We start from the raw sequence: 26,912 nt of genomic DNA, 5'->3' as shown, positions 1-26,912 counted from the left end.
AAAGGCCTGGTTGATCTCGACGTAGAGCTCGCGCGTGGGGTCGTAGCTCACGTTGAGCAGGGTCACGGGGGCGGGCGCCTGGGCCTGGGCGGTGCCCAGGCCGGCGGTGAGCGTAAGGGCGCTCAGGCCCAGGATGTGCAGGAGGTGGCGGCGGGTGCTCATGGGGCGTTCCTTCGGTGGGGTCCAGCGGGGCTGTGATCGACAAGGCCGCGATGTTCCTGGCAAGGCCCGGGAAAAGGAACGAATACGTTGTTGGTTGCTTATGCGCGAAACATCTGTAGCTCGTCGCCGGCCGGGTCGCCCGCGAGCTCGCCGAGCAGCAGCTCGCACAGCGCGACCGTGTCCTGCAGGCGCTCGGAGAGCCGCCGGTCCTTGGTGGGCGCGGCCTCGCGGCCCATGCGCAGCGCCTGCAGGCGGCGCAGCTCCAGCGCTTCGAGCACCTGCCCGGCGGTGGTCTTCACGCTCACGAGCAGCGGGGGCCGGCCGTCCGGCCGGGTCTCCCCGGCCGCCGTGTCGCCCAGGCCATCGGCATCGCAGCGCGCCGCGAAGGCCGACACGATCCGGGCACACAGGGCACTGCGCTGCGGCGCCGGGGCTTCGCGCAGATGCGCCAGGGCGCGCCCGGGCGTGGCCAGGGGGTTGGGGCCGGTCTGGCGCACGCGTTTGACCACCTTGCGGCCCCAGCGGCGCCAGGGCTGGGGCGTGCCGCCGGGCGGCAGGGCCGGCTGCGCGGGCCCGGGCGCGTCGGGCGTGTCGTCGCGCGTGTCGTCGCGCAGGCGGTCGCCGATCTGCTTGAGCACATCGCCCAGGCGGGCCAGCCGCGCTGCGCCGGGCGATGGCGAGCCGGCGCCGGCCAGCGCCGGCTCGGGCTGCGGGGACACGAGGCTGGGGTCGGCCAGCATCTCGAGCAGCAGGGGTCCCCAGGGGCGGGCCAGCAGATCGCCCTCGGCCGGGGACCCGCCCGCGGCCCCCGTGGCCAGCGCGCCCTGCAGTTGCAGCAGGTCGTGCGGACCGATGAGCTGGTCCTGCAGCCCGTCGCGCACCTCGGCGAGCATGTTGAGCAGCGCGTTGCGCGTGGCCCGGTCGTTGCGGTTGAGCCAGTCGACGCGCTGATCGGCGGGCCGCAGCATCAGCGCGCCGAGCCAGTCCGAGGCGCGCGCCTTCATGTCCGGCGACAGGCGCTGCTGCCAGGCCTGCGACAGCAGCTGCTCCACCCGGTGCGCGATCGCCGAGGGCTGGCGCTGCAGCCGGCCGAACAGGCGCCGGCTCGGGTACAGCCGCGCCGGGAAGAAGGCCGCGATGCACTGGCGCGCCGACTGGCGGTGCTGCTCGGGCGTGGCCCACACGCCCAGCCCGCCGAGCAGGTGGGCCAGCGTGTCGGCCGACATGCCCAGGCACTGCAGCAGCTCGGCCGCGGCGCAGGGGCCGGTGCGGGCGTCGGCGGCGTGCCGGTGCAGGGCCTCGGCCAGGTACTCGATGGCGAGGAATTCGTTGTCGCGCAGGTGCGCCGCGAGCAGCAGGTGCGGCTCGATCTCGAACTCGGCCTCGTCGACGACCTCGCGCCGCTGCGCGCGCCAGGCTTCGAACCAGTCCTGCCAGAGCTGCCGCAGCCGCGGCGTCCAGCGCCCGATGCGCTCGGGGTCGTCGCTGTCCATGTCGGCGTAGAAGTCGAGGATGGTGTCCACGCCGTGGCGGCGCACGAAGGCCTCGGCCGCCGCGGCGCGCGACTTGAGCTGGTCTTTGTCGTGCTGGCGCTGCAGCGCACGCACCGCGACCGAGCCGACGTAGACGGTGCCGTTGAAGCCGCCCGGCAGGCTCACGAAAGGCAGCGCGGCGAGCGAGGCGCCGGCGGTGACGGGCGCCAGCCCGAGCGAGACCGCGCCGCCGAGGATGGCGGTGACCACGGTGGCGTAGCTCGCCATGCCCTTGGTGCGCCGGATCTTGGCCTGCCCCGTGGCGCGGTGCAGGGTGCGCAGCGCGCGTTGCTGGGTGGTGATCATGGCGCCGCCCACGGCCCGGTGCAGGGCCCGGGTGTGCGGGTCGTCCAGGTGCGCGCTGTCGCGCAGCAGTTCGGCCGCGTGGCACAGGCGCTCGGTGGCCGCGCTCTTGGCCGCGCGTGCGTTGATCTGCTCGCGCTTGCCGTCCTTGTTGTCGGCGCGCGCCATGAACCCGAGCAGGCACTGGCTCACGGCCGACAGGCCGAACAGGCCGAACTGCGCGCCCACGAGTTCCACCGCGAGGCCGGCGAGTGCGAGCGCCGTGTGGGCGCTTTCGATCGCCGCGCGCGGCAGCTGGATGTGCACGTCGCGCAGGCGTTTGATGTCCTGGTGCGCGAGGCCGTCGAACGGACGGAACGCGTCGGTCCAGGCGCGGCCGAAGGCCTCGATGGCCTGTTTCAGGTCGCGCTCGAGCGCGAGCAGCGCCTCGGTGCCGGACGGATCGCCGCTGTCTCGCGCCTCGGCCAGCCGCTCCTGCACCGCCTTGAGTTCGCGCTGCGCGGCCTTGCGCAAGGCCTTGCGGCTGAGCAGGCGGTCCACGCGATCGAACAACTGGTCGACCTCGTCGCCGAGCGTGAGCATGCGCTGCGCGACGCGCTCGCGTTCGGCTTCGAGCGCCTCGAGCGGGCACTCGACCTCGAGCAGGCCTTCGGGCCCGCGCTGCGCGGCGATGCGGGCCAGCAGGGCTTCGTGGTGCGCGGTGAGCCCGTCGACCTCGGCGTGCTTCTGCGCCACCGTGGCCGCGGCCTGCTCGATCTGCCGGCGGATGCCCGCGAGGTAGGGCTGGTGCGAGGCGGGGTAGTAGGCGCGCTCGAAGTTCTCCTGCAGCCGCGTGAGGGCGCGGATCTGGAAGCCGAGCTGGGAAATCAGCGTCGGCTCGACCGCCTCCCCCAGCGCCTGCGCGGCCTCCAGCGAGCGCAGCCAGGCCTGCTGGCGCACCAGCAGCACGCTGGCGCTCAGGTAGTCGTGCCGGGCGTGGCGCGCGTCTTTCTCGGCGCTGTAGCCGTCGAACAGCATGCCGATGGTGGCCATGATCGCGAACAGCGCGGCGGCCTCGGGCGATCCGCCGAGGTTGCTGAGCGCGCGGCCCGCCACGCCCGCGGCCCATTCGCCATAGAAGAAGCCCTTGCCGCCGTCGGTGAGGCCCGCGCGGTGGCTGACCGCGCGCTCGGCCACCAGGCCCTCGGGCGTGAGCGCCGGGGCCTCGCGGCCGAACTGGGGGCTGTGTTCGTGCGACAACAGCAGCGCCTTGCGGTGGGTGACGCGGCGCGGCGAGCGTTGCAGCGAATCGCCGCGCGCGCCGAGGCTGCGTACCACCAGCTTGCGCGGGCTGCCGCTGGGGCTGTCGAGCGAGAGCGGCGGCGACGAGGCCGGGTCCGACAGGTTCAGCAGCACGCTGCCGCGCGGCGAGGACGAGTCCGACAGCCGCACCAGGGGCTCGTCGCGCGGCGAGACCGGCGCGGTCTGCGATGCCACCGGTGCGGCGGGCCGCGGTACCTGCCCGCGCCGGCCCACCTGCACGGGCGTGTCGGGCGGCGCCGGGTCGATCAGGCGCAGCAGCGGCACGGTGAAGACCGTGTCGGCGCGGTCGGCTTTGGCGGTGCGGTTCATGGCGGTGGCCTGCCTCAGGCGCGCAGCAGCGTGGCGGGCGCCTGGGTCTGCTCGGCCAGCACCTGGGTGCAGCACTCGATCCAGACCCCCTGCAGGTCGTCGTGCACCTCGACCAGCAAGGTCTTGAGGCCCTGGGCATCGAGCGTGGGCGACGCGGCCAGCGAGGCCATGCCCACGGTCTGGCCCAGGGCCTCGATCACGCCGAAGCCCAGGCGGTCCGTGCCGCCGGCTTCGCGCCATTGCCAGGCCAGCAGCGCGCGGTACAGGCGCAGGCGGCTGTCGTCGTCGTCGTCGAGCAGCTCGGGCAGGGGCACGGTGAGTTCGAAACGTTGGGCCTCGGCGTCCCATTCGACATTCACGAGCGTGTCGCGGATGCGGACCTCGGTGGCGTCTTCGATCACCGTGCTCGGCCGCACCAGGTGTTCGTCGCCCAACGCGATCATGAGCGTGTGCATCTGCGACCGTGTCATCGCGGAACCTCCCAGAAGAGGCCGCATGGTCGCAGCGCGCGGATACCCCCAGCCTCATCCGGATGGCTGGTCCGAACTAAGCCGCTCGGTCGGACTACTACCGACGTTCTAGCGCTCGGGCGCGGGCCCGCGCAGGCGTTCGCGCAGGGCCTGTGTCTGAAGGCTCTGGCGCAGCAGCCGGCTCAGGCGCGCCGTGGCGCGCAGGCGTTCGATCAGCCGCCGGTGCCGCTCGGGCAGGGGGCCGGCGCCGAGCTCGCTGGCGCGGCGCGTGTGCTCGGCCTGCACGCCCGCCGCGCTGTCCTCGGCCACGACCTCCACCGCGCGCAGGCTGCGCTCGAGGAAGTCTTCGGGGTCCAACCCCGGGCTGCCGGGCGGTGCATCGGACAGGTGCAGGAATTCGAGCAGGATGCGCGCGCACAGGTCCACGCGCTGCTCGGGGCGGTGCTCGCGCCGCAGCAGCGCCAGCGTGCGGGCCGGCGTGGCCAGGGGGTTGGGGCCGGTCTGGCGCAGCCGCTTGCTCACGCTGTCGGTCTGCCGCCAGGCGCTCCGCTGCAGCTCGCGCACGAGGGCGGCGCTGGTGTGCCGCAGCCGCCAGCGCTCGGGGTCCAGGCGCCCGCTGGCGCGCTGCGCGCTGGCGCCGGGCCGCCTGCCGAGCCGCGCGTTGGTGGCGCGCTCGTGATCGCGCAGCCGGCGGCCCGCGGTCTTCATGGCGGCCATCAGCCGGGCCAGCAGCGCCGGGCCGGCCTGGCGCACCGCCGGTGGCGGCGGCAGCCGCAGCGCCACGCTGGTGTGCAGGGTGCCGGGGTCGGCGAGCAGCTCCAGGCACAGCGGTCCGATGGGCTGGTTGAGCAGCGTGAGGCCGCGCCGGTCCAGGCGCTGCCGCGCCGTGGCGTCGCCGGCGTCCAGCAGGGCCTGTTGCAGCGCGAACAGCTCCACCGGGCCCACGAAGCGCTGGTGCAGGGCCTCGCGCACCGTCTGCATCCAGGACCGCAGCGCGGCCAGCACCTCGGGCGGCGCCAGCGTGAGCAGGGCGATGCCGCGCGAAGGCTGGGCATGCAGGGCTTCGAGCAGGCCCAGCACCGCGTGGGCATGGGTCAGCGGGCGCAGGGCCCCGTGCAGCAGCGCGTCGACCCGGCGCACGATGTGGCGCGGCGAGCCCCGCACGTGGGCCGGCAGGCGGTGGTCGGGAAAGAGCCGCAGCCCCATGAACGCCGCCACGAGCTGGCGGGTCGAGGCCCGGTGCCGGGCCGGCGTCTCGAAGGCGCCGTGGTGCTGGAGCAGGTGCTTGAGCGTGTCGGCCGACATGCCCAGTTCACCGAGCAGCTGGGCCGCGGCGCTGCCCTGACCCTGTCGGCGTCCGCGCGCCTGGCGGTGCAGCAGCTCACCCAGCAGGTTGAGCGCGAGGAAGTCGTTGTCGAGCAGCCGCGCGCAGCCGAGCTCGTCGGGATCGATGTCGCGGAACTGCTGCACCTCGTCGATCAGGGGGTTCGTGAAATCGTCGGCCCCGTACCAGGCGTGCAGGAGCTGCTGCAGCCGTTGCTGCCAGGCGTGCAGCCGGGCCGGGTCGCGGCTGTCCATGTCGGTGTAGAAGTCGAGGATGGCGTCGATGCCGAAGCAGCGCACGAAGGCCTGGGCCACCGCGGCCAGGGCCTTGTCGCGGTCCTTGTCGTGCTTGCGCTCCAGCGCGTGCCAGCCCACGCTCACCAGGTAGGGTCCGCCCACCAGCGCGGCCGGAATGCCCATGAAGGGCAGGGCCGCGCCGCCGGTGCCGAGCGCGATCGCGCCACCCACCACGGCGAGCGCGTTCACGAGGTAGCTGAGCTCGCCCTTGGTGCGCCGCGTCTGGGCCTGCCGCGTCGCGCGGTGCAGGGCGGCGAGCGCGCGCTCCTGGCGCACGATGAAGGCGCCGCAGACCGCCCGGTAGAGCGCCCGCCCGCGCGGGTCTTCGAGCAGCGCGCCGCGCTCGCGCGCCTGCGCGGCCAGGCACAGCCGGCTCCAGGTGGCTTCCTTGGCGGCCGATGCCCGGCGCTGCTCGCGCTTGCCGTCCTTGTTCTCGCCGCGCGCGATGTAGAGCGAGAACAGGCTGCTCAGCGCGGTGAGGCCATAGCCGCCGAAGGCCGCGCCGATGAGGTGGGCCGCGAGCGAGGCGATGGTGAGTGCGGTGCTCGAGGCGTCGACCGCGGCCTTGGGCAGTTGCAGCGCGGCGTCGCGGAAACGCTTGGTCTCGGCATGGCCCATGCCCCGGTAGGGCGAGAACGCGGCTTCGCGCCAGGGCCGCTTGAACGCGTCGATCTGCCGCTGCAGCTCGGCCAGTTCGTCGGCCGCGTCGGCGCCGCGCTGCGCGCGCAATTGCCTGTACTGCGCCTTGGCGCGGCGGCGCAGCCGGCGCCGCGAGAGCAGCCGGTCGACGTCGAGCAGGCGCGGCTGCAAGCCCGCTTCGAGCGCGCCCAGCTCGCGCGTGAGCGCTTCGATGCGCGCCTCCAGCGCGGCGCGCTCGGCGGGGTCGACCCGCCGGTCGAGATCGCGCGCCAGCGCGAGGCGTTCGCCGGCCAGTCGGTCGAACCGCAGCAGGTCGTCGGCGATGGCGCGCGCCGACTGCTCGATCTGGGCGCGGATCTGAACCATGTAGGGCAGTTGCCGCCGCGGGTAGTACGCGGTCTCGAAGTTCGCCAGCATGGTTTCGAGCGCGGCGATGGTGAAGTCGAGCTGCTCGAGTTCCAGCGTTGGTGCGGACCGCGCGGTGTCGCGCGCGCGTTGCCGCAGCGCATGCCGCAGGGCCAGCGCCTGGTGCAGCAGGATCGATCCCATGAGGTAGTCGTGCCGCGCGCTGCGCGCGTCCTTGATCACGCTGTAGCCGTCGAACAGCAGCGCGGCCACGCTCGCGATGCCGAACGCCGCCTGGCCCTCGGCGAATCCCAGCGCGGCGCTGAGGCTGCGCGCTTCGAGCGCCAGGCCCCACTGCGTGTAGACGCCGGCCTTGTGCGTGTGCGTGAGCAGCGCGTGCTGCAGCACGGCGCGCCGGGCCTGGTGGTCCTCGGGCCTGAGCCCCAGCACGGGCCAGGGGTCTTCGTGCTGGGGCAGGTGCGAGATCTGCAGCCGGCTGCGGTCGCTCACGCGCGGCAGGCGCGCCGAGCGCGCGGCCGGACGCGCCGGCAAGGCGCGCGCCGGCTGCAGCGGCGAGGACACGGCCGATGGCTCGGTGGGCCAGGGGGGCGGCGCAGCGCTGCTGCCCAGGGGCGGGAAATGCGGTTGCGAACGGCTGCGCGGCCGGCCGCTGCCGCCGGTGCTTTTGTCCACCGGGCGCCGTTCAGACCGCGAGCACGGGCCCGGTGGGCACGGCCGCCGCGCAGGCCGTGTCTTCGATCACCTGCGCGCCCAGGCGCACCCAGACGGCAAACAGCGCGTCGTGCGCCTGCTCGATGGCCGCGTAGAGCGCCTGGGCGTCGTGCAAGGGCTGCGCCTCGATCGAGGCCAGTCCCACGACGGCGTCGTCGGTGCCGTGGGGGGTGATGCCGAAGCTCAGGTGGTTCGCGCCCGTGGGCTCGGCCCATTGCCAGGCCAACAGGGTGCGGTACAGGTGGCAGCGCGCGGCCTCGCTGCAGCCCGCGTGCAGCGGGTCGGGCAGGGGCACGGTGAGCTCCAGCCGCTGCTCGGGCGCGTTCCATTCGACACAGACCGGGTGCCGGTGCACCTCGACCTCGGTGGCGTCTTCGGTGGTGGCGCTGGGGCGGACCGGGTGGGTGTGGGCGAGGTCGCGCAACAGCGCCTGCAGCTCGGCGAAGGTCGCTGGCATCCAATCTCCTGAAGGGGCGGGCATCGGCGCAGCGCCGACGCGAACAGGCGTGTGTGCACGGTGCCGGGCCGCCGTTCCGGCCCGGGGGCAACCGTGATCGAACCGTGTGGCTCAGGCGCGCAGCGGAAAGCCCTCGGCGAGCGCCGTGCGCAGCCAGGCCACGAAGGCCGTGACCGCGCGCGGCACGTGGCTCGCGTAGGGCCGGATGGCGTAGATGCGGTCGCTGAACACCCCCACGGGCTCCCAGGCGTCGAGCACCGTCACGAGCTTGCCCGATTGCAGTGCCGACTGCGCGCTGAAGTCGGGCAGCAGCGCGATGCCCAGGCCCGCAATGGCGGCGTCGCGCAAGGCCTCGCTGTTGTTGGCGCTGAACGGGCCGGCGACCGGCACCGTGGTGCGCGGCTCGCGGGCTTTGCCGCGGGCCCGGCCGCGCGGCTCGACGGCCTCGAAGTGCCAGGTGGGCGTGTCCTGGCCGCGCGGGTAGGGCAGGCAGTCGTGCTGCGCGAGTTCGGCCGGCGTGGCCGGCGTGCCGCGGCGGCGCAGGTAGGCGCGGCTGGCCACCAGCACCGAGCGCGTGTGGCACAGCGTCCAGGCCACGTGGGTGTCGGGCGGGGCCGCGGTGTGGCGGATCGCGAGGTCGAAGCCCTCGGTGGCCAGCGGGCGCAGGCGGTCGGACAGGTCGAGCTCGAGGCGCACCTGCGGGTGCTGGCGCGCGAAATCGGCGATGCGCGGCACGAGCTGCTGGCGCGCGAAGGCGACCGGCGCGGTCACGCGCACGCGGCCTGCCGGCCGCTCGGCCAGGTCGCGCACGCTGGTGAAGCCCTGGGCGATGCGCTCGAAGGGCTCGCGCAGCTCGTCGACCAGGCGCTGGCCCGCTTCGGTGAGGCGCACGCTGCGCGTGGTGCGCTGCACCAGCGATACGCCGGCGGCGCGCTCGAGCTCGCTGATGCGCTGGCTCATGGCGGCCTTGCTCACGCCCAGGCGCTGCGCGGCCGCGGTGTAGCTGCCCTGCTGCGCGAGCACGGTGAGCCAGTGCAGGTGGGCCCAGAGCTGCTCTACTTTTCCGGTGTTCATGAGCCTATTGTTCACCAACGCGAACAATGCGTTCAAGCCAGCGGTCTTGGCATGCCGCCAGGCGCTGCCTAGACTGGTCCGATTCCCCCATTCCCCGCACCGGAGCCCCCCATGCCGTCCCCCGTCCAGCCGATCGATCACTTCATCCAGGGCCAGCGCGCCGCGGGCCAGTCGCCGCGCCACCAGGACGTGACCAACCCCGCCACCGGCGCGGTGACGGGCCGTGTCGCCCTGGCCCACGCGGCCGACGTGGACCGCGCCGTCGCCGCCGCGCAGGCCGCCTTCCCCGCCTGGGCCGACACGCCGCCGATCCGCCGCGCGCGGGTGATGTTCAAGTTCCTCGAGCTCGTGAACCAGCACAAGGACGAACTCGCGCGCCTGATCACGGCCGAGCACGGCAAGGTGTTCACCGACGCGCAGGGCGAGGTCTCGCGCGGCATCGACATCATCGAATTCGCCTGTGGCATCCCGCAGCTGCTCAAAGGCGACTTCACCGACCAGGTCTCCACCGGCATGGACAACTGGACCCTGCGCCAGCCGCTGGGCGTGGTCGCGGGCATCACGCCCTTCAACTTCCCGGTGATGGTGCCCATGTGGATGTTCCCGGTGGCGATTGCCGCGGGCAACACCTTCGTGCTCAAGCCCAGCCCGCTCGACCCCTCGCCCTCGCTGTTCATGGGCGAGCTGCTCAAACAGGCCGGCCTGCCCGACGGCGTCTACAACGTGGTGCAGGGCGACAAGGAAGCGGTGGACGCGCTGCTCGTGCACCCCGACGTGAAAGCCATCAGTTTCGTGGGCTCGACGCCGATCGCCAACCACATCTACGAAACCGGCGCGCGCCACGGCAAGCGCGTGCAGGCCCTGGGCGGCGCCAAGAACCACATGGTGGTGATGCCCGACGCCGACCTCGACCAGGCCGTGGACGCGCTGATCGGCAGCGCCTACGGCAGTGCCGGTGAGCGCTGCATGGCCATCAGCGTGGCGGTGCTGGTGGGCGATGTGGCCGACAAGATCATGCCCAAGCTGATCGAGCGCACCAAGACGCTCCAGGTGCTCGATGGCATGAACCTCGCGGCCGAGATGGGCCCCATCGTGACCGAGGCGGCGCGATCGCGCATCACCGGCTACATCGAGGCCGGCGTGAAGGAAGGCGCGAAGCTGCTGGTCGACGGCCGCGGTTTCGACGGGGCGCAGGCCGGCGCGGGCTGCGAGCAGGGCTTCTGGCTCGGCGGCACGCTGTTCGACCACGTCACCACCGGCATGAAGATCTACAAGGAAGAGATCTTCGGCCCGGTGCTCTCGTGCGTGCGCGTGCCCGATTTCGCGACCGCGGTGCAGATCATCAACGACCACGAGTTCGGCAACGGCGTGAGCTGCTTCACGCGCGACGGCAACGTGGCGCGCGAGTTCGCGCGCCGCATCCAGGTGGGCATGGTGGGCATCAACGTGCCCATCCCGGTGCCCATGGCCTGGCACGGTTTCGGCGGCTGGAAGAAGAGTCTGTTCGGCGACATGCACGCCTACGGCGAAGAGGGTGTGCGCTTCTACACCAAGCAAAAGAGCATCATGCAGCGCTGGCCGGAGTCGATCGGCAAAGGCGCCGAGTTCGTGATGCCGACGGCGAAGTAAGCTCCAGCCCGCGGACCGCGGGCGACCTTGCCCGCCTCGACCGACAACAAGCGACAGAGCGAGACAAGGCATGAGCAGCGACACCACCTTCGACCACATCGTCATCGGCGCGGGCACCGCGGGCAGCCTGATGGCGAACCGCCTGAGCGCCGACAAGACCAAGCGGGTGCTGCTGATCGAAGCGGGGCGCAAGGACGACTACCACTGGATCCACATCCCGGTGGGCTACCTGTACTGCATCGGCAACCCGCGCACCGACTGGCTCTACCAGACCGAGGCCGAGCCCGGTCTCAACGGCCGCTCGCTGCGCTACCCGCGCGGCAAGGTGCTGGGCGGCTGCTCGAGCATCAACGGCATGATCTACATGCGCGGCCAGGCGCGCGACTACGACCACTGGGCCGCGCTCACGGGCGACGAGGCCTGGCGCTGGGACAACGTGCTGCCCGACTTCAAGAAGCACGAGAACCACTACCTCGGCGACGAAGCCAACGCCGCGCAGCGCGACCCGCACTTCAAGGCCTACCACGGCCACGGCGGCGAGTGGCGCGTGGAGAAGCAGCGCCTGCGCTGGGACATCCTCGACGCCTTCGCGCAGGCCGCGCAGCAGGCCGGCCTGCCGCACAGCAGCGACTTCAACCGCGGCGACAACGAGGGCGTGGGCTACTTCCAGGTGAACCAGAAGGACGGCCTGCGCTGGAACACCGCGCGCGCCTTCCTGCGGCCCACCTGCTACGGCCGGCCCAACTTCGAGCTCTGGAGCAGTGCGCAGGTGATGCGCCTGAACACCGAACGCGACGAGACCGGCCGCCTGCGCTGCACCGGCGCGCAGGTGTGGGACGGCGAGCAGGTGGTGAACGTGCGCGCCACGGGCGAGGTGGTCCTGTGCGCGGGCAGCATCGGCTCGCCGCAGCTGCTGCAGCTGTCGGGCATCGGCCCTGCGGCGCTGCTGCAGCAGCACGGCATCGCGGTGCAGGCCGACCTGCCCGGCGTGGGCGCGAACCTGCAGGACCACCTGCAGATCCGCGCGGTCTACAAGATCCAGGGTGCGCCCACGCTCAACGTGCTGGCGTCGAGCGCGCTGGGCAAGGCGCGCATCGGGCTCGAGTACCTGCTCAAGCGCAGCGGGCCCATGAGCATGGCGCCCTCGCAGCTCGGCGCGTTCACGCGCAGCGACCCGTCGAAGCCGCACGCCAACATCCAGTACCACGTGCAGCCGCTCTCGCTCGACGCGTTTGGCGAGCCGTTGCACACCTTCCCGGCGTTCACCGCGAGCGTGTGCAACCTCAATCCCACGAGCCGCGGCACGGTGCGCATCCGCAGCGCCGACCACCGCGATGCGCCGCTGATCGCGCCCAATTACCTGAGCACGGCCGAAGACCGCCAGGTCGCGGCCGACAGCCTGCGCGTGACGCGCCGCATCGTGGCGCAGCCGGCGCTGGCGAAGTTCCGGCCCGAGGAGTTCAAGCCCGGTCCGCAGTACCAGACCGACGAGGAGCTCGCGCGGCTCGCGGGCGACATCGCGAGCACCATCTTCCACCCCGTGGGCACCACCAGGATGGGCCGCGACGACGACCCGATGGCGGTGGTGGACAGCCACCTGCGCGTGCGCGGCGTGGCGGGGCTGCGGGTGGTCGACGCGGGGGTGATGCCGACGATCACCAGCGGCAACACCAACAGCCCGACGCTGATGATCGCGGAGAAGGCGGCGGGCTGGATCCGCGCGGGGGTTTGAGATTTTTTGCGGGGCGTTGGCTCAGGGCCGATGGAGCGGGTGCCCGTGCTCCGGCGTGCTCGCGGGCGACTGCCCGTGCGCGCAGGCAGCCCTTCGTCAACGCCGTGATCTGAGCGCGTCCTCTGTGGCAACCGCGAATGGCGCCTGCGCACGGGCACCCGCGCCATCGCCCCCAGCGAGGTGCCGGCACACCAGCGGTGGCGCGCCCCCGCTTCTTCGGGGCGGGTGGTGGGGTTCGCGGGCGCAGGCGCCATTCGCGGTTGCCACAGAGCCTGTGCACCAGCCAAGGTGTTGATGCAGCGGTGTGGGTGCGCCCGGGCAGTCACCCGCGAGCACGCCGGAGCCCGCGAACCCCACCACCCGACCTCGCGAGGTCCCCGCGCGAAACCTCAGCGCGCGAGCCTGCCCCTCAGCGCAAGCCGCCCACGTACCGATCCTCCCCCGCCGAAGAAGCCGGCGCGTCGGGCGAGCGCAAGGCCTCGGCCGCCACCTCGAGCAGGGTCCGCCGCGGCGACGCGCCCATCGCGAAGATCGCCGCCTCCAGTTTGTCGGCCAGCGGCAGCAGATCGGCGTGGCCCTCGCTGCGCGCCTTCTCGCGCGTGAAGCGCACGATCTCGCGCGCGTACTCCGGGTTCACCGTGAGCCACTCGGTGTCCGTCACCCGGCCCGTCTTGCGGCGCAGCAGCACATGCAGGTGCGCCGCCACCGCGAACAGCTCGTTGCTGCCGCTCATGGCGCGCTCATCCCCCCAGCTTCTCGTTGTGCAGCGACAGGTCCAGGCCCTGGCGCTCCTCGCCTTCGCGCACCCGCAGGCCCGCGAAGCGCGACACGATGAACAGCACCAGCGTGGTCATGACCAGGCTGTAGGCCAGCACCGCCACGCAGGCGATGAGCTGCGTGAGCACGCTGCCCGCGGCCCCGCCGATCGACGGGTCGGCGAACACGCCGGTGAGGATGGCCCCCACCAGCCCGCCCACGCCGTGCACGCCGAACACGTCGAGCGAGTCGTCGGCGCGCAGCAGGCGCTTGAGGCCGGTGGCGCCCCAGTAACACGCCAGCCCGGCCAGCACGCCGATGGCCAGCGCCGCGCGCGGGCCCACGAAGCCCGCGGCCGGCGTGATGGCCACCAGGCCCGCGACCACGCCCGAGCACAGACCCAGCAGCGTGGCGCGCTTGCGCGCCCACCATTCGGCCGCCATCCAGGCCAGGGCACCCGCGGCCGCGGCAATGTGCGTGACCGCGATCGCCAGGCCCGCGCGGCCGTCGGCCGCGAGCGCCGAGCCGCCGTTAAAGCCGAACCAGCCCACCCACAGCAGGCCGGTGCCGGCCATGGTCAGGCCCAGGTTGAAGGGCAAAAAGGGCTCGCGCCCGTAGCCCTGGCGCGGGCCCAGCGCATAGGCGCAGACCAGGGCCGCGGCGCCCGCGTTGATGTGCACCACCGCGCCGCCCGCGAAGTCGAGCGCCCCCAGTTGCGCGAGCCAGCCGCCGGGCTCCCACACCCAGTGCGCGATCGGCGCATAGACCAGCACCAGCCACAGCCCCATGAAGCCCAGCAGCGCGCCGAACTTCATGCGCTCCACCAGCGCGCCCACCACCAGCGCGCAGGTAATGACCGCGAAGCTGAGCTGGAACATGGCGAACACCGATTCGGGCAGGTGCGGTGCCACGTGGCTCACCGCCACCTGGCCCGCACTGCCGAGGAACTCCAGGCCCGAAAAGCCGATGCGCTCGAAGCCGCCGATGAAGGCGCCGGCCGCGCCGCCGGGCGTGAAGGCCAGCGAGTAGCCGAGCGCAAACCACAGCAGGCTCACGAGCGCGGCGATCGCGACCACGCTGGCCAGGGTGTTGATGACGTTGAAACGCCGCACCATGCCGCCGTAGAACAGCGCGATGCCCGGCAGGGTCATGAGCACCACCAGGGCGGTGCTCACCATCACCCAGACGGTGTCGGCGCGGTTCAGTGTGTCGGCCGTGGCCAGGCCCGGGCCGGTGCTCGCCGGGGCCTGCGCCAGGGCGGGCAGGGCGAGCGCGCCCAGCGCGAGCGCCGCGCCGGGTGCGAAATGCTTCACGAATCGGAGCAAGGATCCCAGACAGGACGAGGCTTTGCGGCCAGAAGCTTGCGTTTGGTGCATGCACTATCCCCCAAGTGTGTGGGGCCGCGGCCAGCATTTCCTGTGCCAGCGGCCACCGCGGTGCAAGGGAAACCCCGGATGCACCTGCTCGGTGCGAACGGCTACAGTCCATGTATTCGCTGGTTCCCCCTGGGGTATCTGGCGCTTGGAGACCGAGGAGACACCAACAGCCGGCACCGCCGGTCGTGCCCACAGGCACCCCACACGACAGAAAGAGCCGACCCAAAAGGTCGGCTCTTTTTCTTGGTGTTGATATTTCGACTTTTCTCGTATGATCGTAGCTATGCCCGACGATCCCCAACGCGACCAAGCCGTCCGCTCCCTCGCCGCCCTCGCCCACCCGGTGCGCCTCGACGCCTTCCGGGCGCTGGTGGTCGCCGGCCCCGACGGCCTCACGCCCGGTGTGCTGCAGGAACGCCTGGGCATTCCCGGCACCACGCTGTCCTTCCACCTCAAGGAGCTGGCCGGCGCCGGCCTGGTGAGCGTGGAGCGCGCGAGCCGCAACCTGGTCTACCGCGCGGCCTACGCGCACATGAACGGCCTGCTGGCCTACCTCACCGCCCACTGCTGCCAGGGCCAGCCCTGCGCCGTGACCGCTGCCGGCGCTCCCGCCTGCGAATGCTGAACCGACCGATCCCCATGAACACGCCCTTGAACGTCCTGTTCCTTTGCACCCACAACTCGGCCCGCAGCATCCTGGCCGAGGCCACGCTCAACCACCTGGGGGCGCCGCGCTTCAGGGCGTTTTCGGCGGGCAGCAGCCCGCGCGAGAACCAGCAGCCGAACCCGCTGGCGATCGAGGCGCTGCAGCGCGCGGGCATCGCCACCGAGGGCTTGCACAGCAAGAGCTGGGACGTGTTCGCCGGCCCCGACGCGCCGCGCATGGACCTGGTCATCACCGTGTGCGACAACGCCGCCGGCGAGACCTGCCCGTATTGGCCCGGCCAGCCGGCCACCGCGCACTGGGGCTATGCGGATCCGTCCGAGGTGCCGGGCACGCACGGGCAGCGGCTCGAGGCCTTCCGCCACACCCTGCTGGCGATCCGGCGCCGGCTGGAGCTGCTGGTGAACCTGCCCCCCGAGCGCCTGGACCGGCTGGCCCTGCAGCACAGCGCGCGCGCGCTGGCGGGCGAGGAGGCCCGCGCATGATCGGTTTTTTCGAACGCTACCTCACGCTCTGGGTGGCGCTGTGCATCGTGGCGGGCGTGGCGCTCGGCCAGCTCGCGCCGGGCGCCTTCCAGGCCGTGGCCGCGCTCGAGGTCGCGCGCGTGAACCTGGTGGTGGGGCTGCTCATCTGGGTGATGGTCGTGCCCATGCTCCTGAAGATCGACTTCGGCGCCCTGGGCCAGGTGCGCCAGCAGGCGCGCGGCATCGGCGTCACGCTGTTCGTCAACTGGGCCGTCAAGCCCTTTTCCATGGCCCTGCTGGGCTGGCTGTTCGTGCGCCAGCTGTTCGCGCCCTGGCTGCCCGCCGACCAGCTCGACAGCTACGTGGCCGGCCTGATCCTGCTGGCCGCCGCGCCCTGCACCGCCATGGTGTTCGTGTGGAGCCAGCTCTGCCGCGGCGACCCGTACTTCACGCTGTCGCAGGTGGCGCTCAACGACGCCATCATGGTCGTGGCCTTCGCGCCCATCGTGGCGCTGCTGCTGGGGCTGTCGTCCATCACCGTGCCCTGGGACACGCTGCTCGCCTCGGTGGTGCTCTACATCGTGCTGCCCGTGATCGTGGCGCAGTTCTGGCGCCGCGCGCTGCTGCGGCGCGGGCCGGCACGCCTGCAGGCCGTGGCCGCGGCGCTCGGACCATGGTCGATCGCGGCGCTGCTGCTCACGCTGGTGCTGCTGTTCGGCTTCCAGGGCGAGGCCATCCTGGCGCAGCCGCTGGTGATCGCGCTGCTCGCGGTGCCCATCCTGATCCAGGTGGTGCTCAACGCGGGCCTGGCCTACGCGCTCAACCGCCGGCTCGGCGTGGCGCACTGCGTGGCCGGGCCCTCGGCGCTGATCGGTGCCAGCAATTTCTTCGAGCTCGCGGTGGCCACGGCCATCGGGCTCTTCGGCTTCCAGTCGGGCGCGGCGCTGGCCACGGTGGTGGGGGTGCTGATCGAGGTGCCCGTGATGCTCGCGGTGGTGGCGGTGGTCAACCGCAGCCGCGGCTGGTACGAGGCCGGCGCGGCCTGAGCCGCGGCGGAGCGTGGGGGGCCCGGCAGCGACAATCGCCGCATGCCCCTGGACCTGCTGCTCGCTTCCGCCGCCTCGCTGCTCGCCGGCTTCATCGATGCGATCGTGGGCGGTGGCGGTCTGGTGCTCGCCCCCGCGCTGTTCGCGATCTTTCCCAACACGCACCCGGCCACGCTGTTCGGCATCAACAAGGGCGCGGCCGTGTGGGGCACGGCCGTGGCCACGGCGCAATACGCGCGGCGCGTCGACATGCCCTGGGCCGCGCTGCTGCCTGCGGCCGCCATGGCCTTCGCGGGCGCCATGGCCGGGGCCTGGACGGTGACCGTGGTCTCGCCGGGCTTTCTGCGCCGCGCGCTGCCCTTCATCCTCGGCGCGGTGCTGCTCTACACCCTGATGCGCAAGGAACTGGGCCGCGAGCACGCGCCCGCGTTCTCCGGCGCGCGCCAGGCCGCGGCCGCCAGCCTGCTCGGCGCCACCATCGGCTTCTACGACGGCTTCTTCGGCCCGGGCACGGGCAGCTTCTTCGTGTTCCTGTTCGTGCGCTGGCTGGGCTTTGATTTCCTGCACGCGAGCGCGAGCGCCAAGCTGCTCAACACCGCGTCCAACGGCGCGGCGCTGCTGCTGTTTGCGTGGAAGGGCCACGTGTGGTGGCACTACGCGCTGGTGATGGCGGTGGCCAATGTGAGCGGCAGCCTGCTCGGCACGCGGCTGGCGCTCAGGCACGGCAGCGGCTTCGTGCGCGGTGTGTTCATCGTGGTGGTGAGCGCGCTGATCCTCAAGACCACCTACGACGCCTGGCTGCGCTGAGCGCGGCCCCACTGCCCGGCTTCATTGCGCGGCCGAGGCCCCCGTGGGCAGCGGCGGCCAGGGCACGTCGGCCACCGCGCGCGGCGTGCCGATCGGCGGGCCGCCCTGGCCCGCCTGCAGCGCCGCAATGTCCTGCTCGCTCGGGTACTTGTCGAGCAGCAGGTAGTCGAACACGCGCCGTGCGATGGGCGCGGCCGCGGCAGCGCCAAAGCCCGCGTTCTCCACGATCAGCGCCACCACCACGCGCGGCGCATCGGCCGGCGCGAAGGCGAGGTAGAGCGAGTGGTCGCGCTGGTGCTCTTCGAGGTTCTTGGCGTTGTAGCGCTCTTTCTGGCCGATGGTGACGGCCTGCGCCGTGCCGGTCTTGCCGCCGCTGGTGTAGCCCGCGCCCGCGAACACGCGCGCCGAGGTGCCCTCGGTGGTCACGGCCTGCATGGCGCTGAGCACGGTGCGGATGTGTTCGGGCTTGTAGCCCAGGCTCTCGCCGGGCGGACGCTCCACCGGCTCGACCTGGCCCGACAGCGGGTTGCGCCGCGCCAGCGTGAGGTGCGGCGTGTGCTTGACGCCGCCGTTGGCCAGCGTGGCCATGGCGTGCGCGAGCTGCAGCATGGTGAAGTTGTTGTAGCCCTGGCCGATGCCCAGCGAGATGGTCTCGCCCGCGTACCAGCGCTGCGCCTCGGGGCGCTTGTAGGTGGCGCGCTTCCAGGCCTGGCTGGGCAGCACGCCGCGCAGCTCGCCCTTGAGATCGATGCCGGTGATCTGGCCGAAGCCCAGCGGCTTCATGAAGTCGTGGATCGCGTCCACGCCCATCTCGTTGGCCAGCGAGTAGTAGTAGACGTTGCTCGACTTGACGATGCTGCGCCGCATGTCCACCGCGCCCAGGCCGCCGTCGCCGTGGCTGCGGAAGCGGTGGTTGCCGAGCATCCAGTAGCCGGGGTCGTTGATGACGGTCTCGGCCTTGCGCGCGCCGGTCTCGAGCGCGGCCATGGCCATGAAGGGCTTGTAGGTGGAGCCCGGCGGGTAACTGCCGCGCAGCGCGCGGTTGAGCAGCGGCTTGTCGATCGACTCGTTGAGCGCGCGCCAGTTGTCCACGTCGATGCCATCGACGAAGAGGTTGGGGTCGAAGGTGGGCTTGGACACCAGCGCCAGCACCTCGCCGTTGCGCGGGTCGAGCGCCACCAGGGCGCCGCGGCGCTCGCCATACAGCGTCTCGATCAGGTGCTGCAGCTTCACGTCGATGGTGAGCATCACGGTGTCGCCGGGCGTGGGCGCGGTGGCCGCGAGCGAGCGCACCGCGCGCCCGCCGGCCGAGGTCTCGACGCGCTCGAAACCGGTGGTGCCGTGCAGGGTCTGCTCGTGCTGCTGCTCGACGCCGAGCTTGCCGATGTATTCGGTGCCGCGGTAGTTGGCCTGTTCTTCCTCGGGCCAGTCGGCGATGAGTTCTTTCTCGCGCTGGTTGATGCGGCCGATGTAGCCCACCACGTGGCTCGCGGTCTCGCCCTGCGGGTAGCTGCGCAGCAGCCGCGCGCGCACCTCGACGCCCGGGAAGCGGTAGCGCTGGGCGGCGAAGCGCGCCACCTCTTCGTCGCTCAGCCGGGTGCGGATGGGCAGCGAGTCGAAGCGGTGCGATTCCTCGAGCAGCTTGCGAAAGCGGCGCTCGTCGCGCGGCGTGATGTTCATGAGCCCGCGCAGCTCGGCGATGGTGGTGTCGAGGTCGCCGGCCTGCGAGGGCGTGATCTCGAGCGTGTAGGCCGAGTAGTTGCTCGCGAGCACGCGGCCCTGGCGGTCGGTGATCTGGCCGCGGTTGGGCACCACCGGCAGCACCGCGGTGCGGTTGCTCTCGGCCTGCGCCATGAAGCGCTCGTGCTGCGCCACCTGCAGCCACCACATGCGTGCCACGATCAGGCCGAAGGCGAACAGCACCGCGAGCGCGATCACGATCACGCGCGTGCGGAACTGGGACAAGTCGGCTTCGACGTTGCGCAGTTCGGTCATGGCGTCACAGGGGGCGGTTGTCGTCCGGGTTCGGCGCGCGGCGCTGCGGGGCCAGCAGCATCACCGTGACCACGGGCCAGAGCATGGCCTCGATCAGCGGCGCCAGCAAGTGGTTCCAGCCCGGGAAGGTGCCGCCCGCGAGCAGGCGGATCACCAGCGTGAGCACCGAGGCCACCACGAACAGCGGCAGCACCTGCAGCGACTGCGCGGGCACCGGAAACCACAGCAGCCGCCGGTGCATGGCGACCGCGCCGAAGGCCATGGCGGTGTACGACAGCGCGTGCTGGCCGAGCAGCGCGCCCTGGTGCACGTCCATGGCCAGGCCGAAGAAGAAGGCCGTGCCCACGCCGATGCGCAGCGGCTGGTGCACGCACCAGAACACCAGCACCACGGCGAGCAGGTCGGGCACCCAGGCGGCGCGGCCGAACAGGCCCATGTTGAGCAGCATGTTCAGCGCCAGCGCGGTGATCAGGCTGAACCAGATGAAGACCGGGTTGGCGGGCAGCAGCAGCTGCTGGCCAGGGCGCATGATCACGAGGCGCTCCCTTTGGCGGCCGGCGCCGGCGGCGGGGGCGGCAGGTTGTCGCCCGCGGGGTTGAGCACCAGCACGTGCAGCGTGCCGTCCATGCGCGCCGTGGGCTCGGCGCGCACGCGCAGGAACGAGGAGCCGCTCTGGCGCTCGACCAGCGCCACGCGCGCCACCGGCAGGCCCGGCGGGTAGACGCCGTCGACCCCGCTGGTGGTGAGCACGTCGCCCTCGCGGATGTCGGTGCCCACGGGCGTGTAGCGCAGCTCCAGGCCGTCGCCCGCGCTCGAGGGCTGGCCATAGGCCAGGCTGCGCACGCCCGAGCGCGCATTGAGCACGGGGATGGCCTGGTCGCGGTCGATCAGCAGGCTCACCTCGGCGATCAGCGGGTACACGCGCGTGACCTGGCCCAGCACGCCGGCCTCGTCGATCACGGGCGCGCCGGCCTTCACGCCGTGCGTCTGGCCGCGGTCGATCACCACGCGGCGCGAGTACGGATCGGCCGCGTCGTAGATCACCTGCGCGCCGATGGCGCCCGTGGCCACGCGCTCGCGCATGGACAGCAGTTCGCGCAGGCGCTTGTTTTCGTTGAGCAGTTCGTCCACCTGCAGGCTGCGCTGGGCCTGCACGGCCAGGCGTTCACGGGCCTCGGCCTCGCTGCGCTGGGCGCTGTGCAGCGATTGCAGGTAACCCCCGGCGAGGTCCACCACATGCACCGGCTGCAGCACGGCCCACTGCACCGGGTAGAGCGCCGTGGCCAGCGCGGCGCGCAGCGGATCGGCCACGCGAAAGCGCAGGTCGGCGACCATCAGGAACAGCGCCACGGCGCTGAAGACCACCAGCTTGGACAGGGCCGAGGGGCCCTGCTTGAAGAATGGCGGCGGGGTGCGGTCCAGCGTGCCCAGTGGCATGGCGGCGAGGCCCTGTTCAGGCGGGCGCGGCGCGCTCGGTTTATTCGCTGGTGAAGATCGTGCCCAGGCGCTCCATGCGCTCCAGGGCCATGCCGCAGCCGCGCACCACGCAGGTCAGCGGCTCTTCGGCCACCAGCACCGGCAGGCCGGTTTCTTCGGCGAGCAGGCGGTCGAGGTCGCGCAGCAGCGCGCCGCCGCCGGTGAGCATCATGCCGCGCTCGGCGATGTCGGCGCCCAGCTCGGGCGGGGTCTGCTCGAGCGCGTTCTTCACCGCGCTCACGATCTGGTTCAGCGGCTCGGTGAGGGCCTCGAGCACCTCGTTGGAGCTGATGGTGAAGCTGCGGGGCACACCCTCGGAGAGGTTGCGGCCCTTGACTTCCATTTCGCGCACCTCGGAGCCCGGGAAGGCCGAGCCGATTTCCTTCTTGATGGCTTCGGCCGTGGGCTCGCCGATGAGCATGCCGTAGTTGCGGCGGATGTACGCGATGATGGCGTCGTCGAACTTGTCGCCGCCCACGCGCACGCTGCCCTTGTAGACCATGCCGCCCAGGCTGATCACGCCCACCTCGGTGGTGCCGCCGCCGATGTCGACCACCATGGAGCCCGAGGCGTCGGACACCGGCAGGCCGGCGCCGATGGCCGCGGCCATGGGTTCCTCGATCAGGTAGACCTCGCTCGCGCCCGCGCCCAGGGCCGACTCACGGATGGCGCGGCGCTCGACCTGGGTCGAGCCGCAGGGCACGCAGATGATGATGCGCGGGCTCGGCTTGAACATCGAGCGCGGGTGCACCATCTTGATGAACTGCTTGAGCATCTGCTCGGTGACGGTGAAGTCGGCGATCACGCCGTCTTTCATCGGGCGGATGGCCTCGATGTTGCCGGGCACCTTGCCCAGCATGGCCTTGGCCTCGCGGCCCACGGCCTGGATGGTCTTCTTGCCCTGGGGACCGCCTTCGTGGCGGATCGACACGACCGAGGGCTCGTCGAGCACGATGCCCTTGTGGCGCACGTAGATCAGGGTGTTGGCGGTGCCGAGGTCGATGGCCAGGTCGGTCGAGAAACTCCGACGGAACGCTTCAAACATGGTGGGTGGATCCTGTGGGATGCGCGCGGTCACGCGAACGCGTGCAGCCGGGGGTGGGGCCGTGGAGCGGGCCGGGCATCGGAAGCTTCGGGGAGCTAAGTGGTTGATTCGGTGGCGAAAAGCGGACGCAAAAGCCCCTTTTGCTGAACGCAGGATAATACCCGACTCCCTGTGCACAACCGCACGAAAACAGGCCCGTTTGCCCGGCAAACGGGGCGATTCGGGCGCGTTTTTGCATCCGGTTGCAGGCCGGGCCGTCTCCCGCGGGCCCGCCGAGTCTTTCCCAGCACCATGTCACTGACCCTCCACGACATCGATCGCATCGCCAACCTGGCGCGCCTCGACCCGGCTCCCGAGCAGCGCGAGCGCCTGCTGGGCCAGCTCAACGGCTTCTTCGACCTCGTCGCGCAGATGAACGCGGTGGACACCACCGGCGTCGAGCCGCTGGCCCATCCCACGGCCGTGCTCGAAGACGTGCAGCTGCGTCTGCGCCCTGACGTGGTGAGCGAGCCCGACGCGCGCGAAGCCAACCAGCAGAGCGCCCCGGCCGTGGAGCGCGGCCTGTTCCTCGTGCCCAAGGTGATCGAATGAGCGCCGCCGCCACCGACCTCCACGACCTGGGCGTGGCCGAGCTCGCGCAGGCCATTGCCGAGGGCAGGACCAGCAGCGTGGAAGCCACGCAGCACCTGCTGGCGCGCGCGCAGCAGCACCAGCACCTGGGCGCCTTTCTGGCCTTCAACGAAGCCGCCTCGCTCGCGCAGGCCAAGGCCGCCGACGCGCGCGTGGCCGCCGGCGAGCGCACGCCGCTGCTGGGCGTGCCCCTGGCGCACAAGGACATCTTCGTCACGCGCGACTTCCCGACCACCGCCGGCTCGAAGATGCTTGAGGGCTACCGCAGCCCCTTCGACGCCACCGTGGTGAGCCGGCTCGCGCAGCAGGGCGCGGTCACGCTGGGCAAGCTCAACTGCGACGAGTTCGCCATGGGCGGCAGCAACGAGAACTCGGCCTACGGCCCCGCGCGCAACCCCTGGGATCCTTCGCGCGTGCCGGGCGGCTCCTCGGGCGGTTCGGCCGTGGCCGTGGCCGCGCGCCTGGCGCCGGCCGTGACCGGCACCGACACCGGCGGTTCGATCCGCCAGCCCGCGAGCTTCTGCGGCGTGACCGGCATCAAGCCCACCTACGGCCGCTGCTCGCGCTACGGCATGGTGGCCTTCGCGTCCAGCCTCGACCAGGCCGGCCCCATGGCGCGCAGCGCGGCCGACTGCGCCACGCTGCTCACCGCCATGGCCGGCCCCGACATCGACCGCGACTCCACCAGCCTGGACCGCCCCGCCGAGGACTACGGCCGCCTGCTCGGGCAGCCCCGCGAAGGCGCGAGCGCCGCGCAGCCGCTCAAGGGCCTGCGCATCGGCCTGCCGCGCGAGTTCTTCGGCGACGGTGTGGCCGCCGACGTGCTCACGCCGGTGCGCGCCGCGCTCGCCGAATACGAGAAGCTCGGCGCCACGCTGGTCGAGGTCTCGCTGCCGCGCACCGAGTTGGCCATTCCCGTCTACTACATCATCGCGCCGGCCGAGGCGAGCTCGAACCTGAGCCGCTTCGACGGCGTGAAGTTCGGCCACCGCGCCGCGCAGTACAACGACCTGGTCGACATGTACAAGCGCTCGCGCACCGAGGCCTTCGGCCCCGAGGTGCAGCGCCGCATCATGATCGGCACCTACGTGCTCAGCCACGGCTACTACGACGCCTACTACCTCAAGGCGCAGCAGATCCGCCGCCTGATCGCGCAGGACTTCCAGCAGGCCTTCACGCAGTGCGACCTGATCGCCGGCCCCGCCGCGCCCACCGTGGCCTGGGCCCTGGGCGAAAAGGCCGACGATCCCGTGGCCAACTACCTGGCCGACATCTTCACGCTGCCCGGCAGCCTCGCGGGCCTGCCCGGCATGAGCCTGCCCGCGGGCTTCGGCGCCGGCGGCATGCCCGTGGGCCTGCAGCTCATGGGCAACTACCTAAAAGAAGCCGAGCTGCTGCAGGCCGCGCACGCCCTGCAGCTCGCCACCGACTGGCACCGCCAGGCGCCCGCGGGGATCTGACCATGAGCAAGACCACCACCTCCCTGCTGGTGCAAGGCTACGAAGTCGTGATCGGCTTCGAGACCCACGCCCAGCTCGCCACGCAGTCCAAGATCTTCAGCCGCGCGGCCACCGCCTTCGGCGCCGAGCCCAACACCCAGGCCTGCGCCGTCGACCTGGCCCTGCCCGGCACGCTGCCCGTGATGAACCGCGAGGCCGTGGCCTGCGCGATCCGCTTCGGCCTGGCCGTGGGTTCGCACGTGGCCGAGCGCAGCGTGTTCGCGCGCAAGAACTACTTCTACCCCGACCTGCCCAAGGGCTACCAGATCAGCCAGTTCGAGATCCCGGTGGTGCAGGGCGGCGCGGTGAGCTTCTTCCTGGGCGACGAGAAGAAGACCGTGCGCCTGGTGCGCGCCCACCTCGAGGAAGACGCGGGCAAATCGCTGCACGAAGACTTCATCGGCCAGAGCGGCATCGACCTCAACCGCGCGGGCACGCCGCTGCTCGAGATCGTGACCGAGCCCGACATCCGCTCCAGCGCCGAGGCCGTGGCCTACGCCAAGGAGCTGCACAAGATCGTGACCTGGATCGGCATCTGCGACGGCAACATGCAGGAGGGCTCGTTCCGCTGCGACGCCAACGTGTCGGTGCGCAAGCCGGGCCAGCCGCTGGGCACGCGGCGCGAGATCAAGAACCTGAACTCGTTCAAGTTCATGCAGCAGGCCATCGACTACGAGGTGCGCTGGCAGATCGAACAGATCGAAGACGGCCACGCCATTCAGCAGGCCACAGTGCTGTTCGACCCGGACAGCGGCGAGACCCGCGCCATGCGCACCAAGGAAGACGCGGCCGACTACCGCTACTTCCCCGACCCGGACCTGCCGCCGCTGGTGATCGCGCGCGACTGGGTGGCCCAGGTGCAGGCCGCCATGCCCGAGCTGCCGCGCGCCATGGCCGAGCGCTTCGTGGCGCAGTACGGCCTGCCCGAATACGACGCCACCACGCTCACGCAGAGCCCCGCCATGGCGGCCTACTTCGAAACCGCGGCCCAGGCCAGCGGTCAGGCCAAGATGGCCAGCAACTGGGTGATGGGCGAGGTCTCGCGCCGGCTCAACGCCGAAGAGCGCGGCATCGCCGAGGCGCCCGTGAGCGCGGCGCAGCTGGGCGCGCTGCTGCAGCGCATCGCCGACGGCACGGTGTCGAACAACGCGGCCAAGCAGGTGATGGACGCGCTCTGGAGCGGCGAGGGCGCGAACGGCCAGGTGCAGGACGCGCGCGCGCAGATCGACGCCGTCATCGAGGCCAAGGGCCTCAAGCAGGTCAGCGACAGCGGCGCGATCGAGAAGATCATCGACGAGGTGATGGCCGCGAACGCCGAGATGGTGGCGCAGTTCCGCGCTGGCAAGGACAAGGCCTTCAACGCGCTCGTGGGCCAGGTGATGAAGGCCAGCAAGGGCAAGGCCAACCCGCAGCAGGTGAACGACCTGCTGCGCCAGAAGCTGGGCTGATCATGGGCCCCCGGCCCGCCGCGTCAGCGGTTGGCCGGGACCTGCGCGCTCCAGAGCTGCTGGAGCTTGGCGAGTTCTTCGTCGAAGCGCTGCGCCACGCGCTTCTTCTCCTGCTCCTGCTCGGCCAGGAAGCGCTTCTGCAGTTCCATCTGCTTCTCGTTGTCGTCGCGCTTGCGCTTGAGCCAGGCCGGCGCCTTCGCCGGGTCGGCCTTGTAGAACTCGAACTCGGTGTCGATCTCCTTGCGCTGCGCGGCCAGCGCGAGCTCGCGCTTGTTCACGGCCGCGATCACCTCGTCGATCTGCGACAGCGCTTCCTGGCGCTCCTTGTCGTGCACCGCGGCCGAGGGGTAGCGGATCAGCAGCGCGCGGTTGCGGCGCTTCTCTTCGGCCAGGCGCGCTTCCTTCTCGGCCTCGGCGCGGCGCTGGGCTTCCACACGCTCGCGCTCCTCGCGGGTGTAGCTCGGCGGAATGGTCTCGCGCACGGTGCCGGTGCGGCCCATGCGCTGCTGTTCGCGGTCGAGGCAGTCGGTGATGGGCCGGTCGGAGGTGATGCGCCGGCCCTTGCTGTCGGTGCAGGTGTAGATGCTCTGCGCCGCGGCCATGCCCGACACCAGCGCGCCCAGCGCGAGGACGGCGGCGGCGCGCATCAGGGTCGGGGGCAGCGGGGCAGGTCGGTGCATGGTGGTGTTCGGTCCTAGACGCCGTAGCGTTCGCGGTAGGCCAGCACCCGTTCGCGGTGGATGGCGATCTCGCCACCGGCCTGACCGTCCAGATACTGGAGCAAATCCTCCAGCCTCGCAATCGCACAAACCTGCAGGCCGAGCTGGCGCTGCACGTATTGCACGGCACTGTGATCCACGTCGCGGACCACGCCGTCGGTACCGACCTCGGTGGCCTTTTCCTGGCGGTCCAGCGCGATCGCCACCGCGCTGGGCGTGGCGCCCGCGGCGCGGATCAGCGCGATCGACTCGCGCGCGGCCGTGCCCGCGCTCATCACGTCGTCCACGATCAGCACCCGCCCCCGCAGCGGCGCGCCCACCAGGGTGCCGCCCTCGCCGTGGTCCTTGGCCTCCTTGCGGTTGTAGGCGAAGGGCACGTTGCGGCCCAGCCGCGCGAGCTCGATCGCCACCGCCGCGCCCAGGGGAATGCCCTTGTAGGCGGGACCGAAGATCATGTCGAAGGCGATGCCGCTGTCGATCAGGGCGCGTGCATAGAATTCCGCGAGCCGGCCCAGCTTGGCGCCGTCGTCGAACAGGCCTGCATTGAAGAAGTAGGGCGAGAGCCGGCCGGCCTTGGTCTTGAACTCGCCGAACTTCAGCGCGCCGGCCTCGACGCAGAACTTCACGAATGCCTGTGCCAGCGCTTGCTCGGCCGGGGCGACTGCCTTCACCATGGAAATG

Annotated in this window: 22 protein-coding genes; 9 read left to right on the top strand and 13 right to left on the bottom strand. The window is 71.7% G+C overall.

The features are described from left to right. Positions 1–260 precede the first annotated feature (260 nt). The 5 genes from WDZ95_RS21720 to WDZ95_RS21700 form a co-directional block, all read right to left on the bottom strand. Positions 261–3,608, bottom strand: a complete 3,348-nt coding sequence (locus WDZ95_RS21720; protein ID WP_425781584.1) for a hypothetical protein — start codon at positions 3,606–3,608, stop codon at positions 261–263. A 14-nt stretch (positions 3,609–3,622) separates the two neighbouring features. Continuing rightward, complete coding sequence (locus WDZ95_RS21715; RefSeq protein ID WP_166229432.1) at positions 3,623–4,078, bottom strand: hypothetical protein; 456 nt, start codon at positions 4,076–4,078, stop codon at positions 3,623–3,625. A gap of 108 nt (positions 4,079–4,186) precedes the next feature. Continuing rightward, positions 4,187–7,264, bottom strand: a complete 3,078-nt coding sequence (locus WDZ95_RS21710; RefSeq protein ID WP_425781582.1) for a hypothetical protein — start codon at positions 7,262–7,264, stop codon at positions 4,187–4,189. A 121-nt stretch (positions 7,265–7,385) separates the two neighbouring features. Beyond that, positions 7,386–7,871 (bottom strand): hypothetical protein, encoded by a 486-nt coding sequence (locus WDZ95_RS21705; protein WP_166229436.1) that lies wholly within the window; start codon positions 7,869–7,871, stop codon positions 7,386–7,388. Positions 7,872–7,982: 111 nt separating this feature from the next. Continuing rightward, positions 7,983–8,945 carry a LysR family transcriptional regulator gene (locus WDZ95_RS21700; RefSeq protein WP_166229438.1) on the bottom strand — a complete coding sequence of 321 codons (963 nt, stop codon included), beginning with the start codon at positions 8,943–8,945 and terminating at the stop codon, positions 7,983–7,985. A gap of 111 nt (positions 8,946–9,056) precedes the next feature. On the opposite strand from WDZ95_RS21700, the gene WDZ95_RS21695 reads away from it, so the two are divergent. After that, positions 9,057–10,574, top strand: a complete 1,518-nt coding sequence (locus WDZ95_RS21695; protein ID WP_166229440.1) for a CoA-acylating methylmalonate-semialdehyde dehydrogenase — start codon at positions 9,057–9,059, stop codon at positions 10,572–10,574. Between the two features lie 70 nt (positions 10,575–10,644). Then, positions 10,645–12,306, top strand: coding sequence for a GMC family oxidoreductase (locus WDZ95_RS21690; protein WP_166229442.1), 1,662 nt, complete (start codon positions 10,645–10,647; stop codon positions 12,304–12,306). Between the two features lie 409 nt (positions 12,307–12,715). On the opposite strand, the gene WDZ95_RS21685 is transcribed toward WDZ95_RS21690, so the two are convergent. After that, complete coding sequence (locus WDZ95_RS21685) at positions 12,716–13,039, bottom strand: hypothetical protein (RefSeq protein ID WP_425781579.1); 324 nt, start codon at positions 13,037–13,039, stop codon at positions 12,716–12,718. Between the two features lie 7 nt (positions 13,040–13,046). Beyond that, the gene (locus WDZ95_RS21680; protein ID WP_425781577.1) at positions 13,047–14,375 is read right to left on the bottom strand and encodes an ammonium transporter; all 1,329 of its coding nucleotides are present in this window, start codon (positions 14,373–14,375) and stop codon (positions 13,047–13,049) included. Between the two features lie 346 nt (positions 14,376–14,721). Here WDZ95_RS21680 and WDZ95_RS21675 point away from each other — a divergent pair, with 346 nt between their 5' ends. From WDZ95_RS21675 to WDZ95_RS21660, 4 genes are read left to right on the top strand one after another with little or no spacing between them, the layout of a single operon-like run. Further along, a complete protein-coding gene (locus WDZ95_RS21675) occupies positions 14,722–15,063 on the top strand; it encodes an ArsR/SmtB family transcription factor (RefSeq protein ID WP_166229448.1) in 342 nt (113 codons plus the stop codon). 14 nt (positions 15,064–15,077) lie between these two features. Continuing rightward, complete coding sequence (locus WDZ95_RS21670; protein ID WP_287470157.1) at positions 15,078–15,587, top strand: arsenate reductase ArsC; 510 nt, start codon at positions 15,078–15,080, stop codon at positions 15,585–15,587. Continuing rightward, entirely contained in the window at positions 15,584–16,612 is a 1,029-nt protein-coding gene (gene arsB, locus WDZ95_RS21665) for an ACR3 family arsenite efflux transporter (RefSeq protein ID WP_425781574.1), read from the top strand. The genes WDZ95_RS21670 and arsB overlap by 4 nt, the downstream gene beginning before the upstream one ends. Before the next feature lie 42 nt (positions 16,613–16,654). Continuing rightward, positions 16,655–17,419 (top strand): TSUP family transporter, encoded by a 765-nt coding sequence (locus WDZ95_RS21660; RefSeq protein WP_420810297.1) that lies wholly within the window; start codon positions 16,655–16,657, stop codon positions 17,417–17,419. Positions 17,420–17,440: 21 nt separating this feature from the next. Here the strand turns inward: WDZ95_RS21660 and mrdA are convergent, their stop codons facing one another. From mrdA to WDZ95_RS21640, 4 genes are read right to left on the bottom strand one after another with little or no spacing between them, the layout of a single operon-like run. Then, positions 17,441–19,414 carry a penicillin-binding protein 2 gene (gene mrdA / locus WDZ95_RS21655; RefSeq protein WP_166229454.1) on the bottom strand — a complete coding sequence of 658 codons (1,974 nt, stop codon included), beginning with the start codon at positions 19,412–19,414 and terminating at the stop codon, positions 17,441–17,443. A gap of 4 nt (positions 19,415–19,418) precedes the next feature. Continuing rightward, positions 19,419–19,949 carry a rod shape-determining protein MreD gene (mreD, locus tag WDZ95_RS21650; protein ID WP_166229456.1) on the bottom strand — a complete coding sequence of 177 codons (531 nt, stop codon included), beginning with the start codon at positions 19,947–19,949 and terminating at the stop codon, positions 19,419–19,421. Next, positions 19,946–20,851 (bottom strand): rod shape-determining protein MreC, encoded by a 906-nt coding sequence (gene mreC, locus WDZ95_RS21645; RefSeq protein ID WP_287470161.1) that lies wholly within the window; start codon positions 20,849–20,851, stop codon positions 19,946–19,948. Before mreC ends, mreD begins: the two co-directional genes overlap by 4 nt. 40 nt (positions 20,852–20,891) lie before the next feature. After that, positions 20,892–21,935: a rod shape-determining protein gene (locus WDZ95_RS21640; RefSeq protein WP_166229460.1), complete on the bottom strand. Its 1,044-nt coding sequence runs from the start codon at positions 21,933–21,935 to the stop codon at positions 20,892–20,894. Positions 21,936–22,226: 291 nt separating this feature from the next. Here WDZ95_RS21640 and gatC point away from each other — a divergent pair, with 291 nt between their 5' ends. Genes gatC through gatB form a run of 3 tightly spaced genes read left to right on the top strand, consistent with a single transcriptional unit; the run spans position 22,227 to position 25,512 of the window. Beyond that, the gene (gene gatC, locus WDZ95_RS21635; RefSeq protein WP_425781571.1) at positions 22,227–22,526 is read left to right on the top strand and encodes an Asp-tRNA(Asn)/Glu-tRNA(Gln) amidotransferase subunit GatC; all 300 of its coding nucleotides are present in this window, start codon (positions 22,227–22,229) and stop codon (positions 22,524–22,526) included. Further along, positions 22,523–24,025 carry an Asp-tRNA(Asn)/Glu-tRNA(Gln) amidotransferase subunit GatA gene (gene gatA / locus WDZ95_RS21630; RefSeq protein ID WP_425781569.1) on the top strand — a complete coding sequence of 501 codons (1,503 nt, stop codon included), beginning with the start codon at positions 22,523–22,525 and terminating at the stop codon, positions 24,023–24,025. The genes gatC and gatA overlap by 4 nt, the downstream gene beginning before the upstream one ends. 2 nt (positions 24,026–24,027) lie before the next feature. Then, on the top strand, positions 24,028–25,512 hold the full coding sequence (gene gatB, locus WDZ95_RS21625; RefSeq protein WP_425781567.1) for an Asp-tRNA(Asn)/Glu-tRNA(Gln) amidotransferase subunit GatB: 1,485 nt from the start codon (positions 24,028–24,030) through the stop codon (positions 25,510–25,512). Positions 25,513–25,535: 23 nt separating this feature from the next. Here gatB and WDZ95_RS21620 read toward each other — a convergent pair whose 3' ends face one another. Together WDZ95_RS21620 and pyrE are read right to left on the bottom strand one after the other, a co-directional pair. Further along, entirely contained in the window at positions 25,536–26,192 is a 657-nt protein-coding gene (locus WDZ95_RS21620) for a DUF4124 domain-containing protein (protein ID WP_240936429.1), read from the bottom strand. Positions 26,193–26,206: 14 nt separating this feature from the next. Beyond that, complete coding sequence (pyrE, locus tag WDZ95_RS21615) at positions 26,207–26,905, bottom strand: orotate phosphoribosyltransferase (RefSeq protein ID WP_166229468.1); 699 nt, start codon at positions 26,903–26,905, stop codon at positions 26,207–26,209. Positions 26,906–26,912 lie beyond the last annotated feature (7 nt).

The organism is Hydrogenophaga sp. T2, assembly GCF_049843535.1.
GTDB classification, from domain to species: domain Bacteria; phylum Pseudomonadota; class Gammaproteobacteria; order Burkholderiales; family Burkholderiaceae_C; genus Hydrogenophaga; species Hydrogenophaga crocea.
The sequence above is the reverse complement of the archived record's forward strand: the minus strand, read 5'-3'. Positions and strand labels throughout refer to the sequence as shown.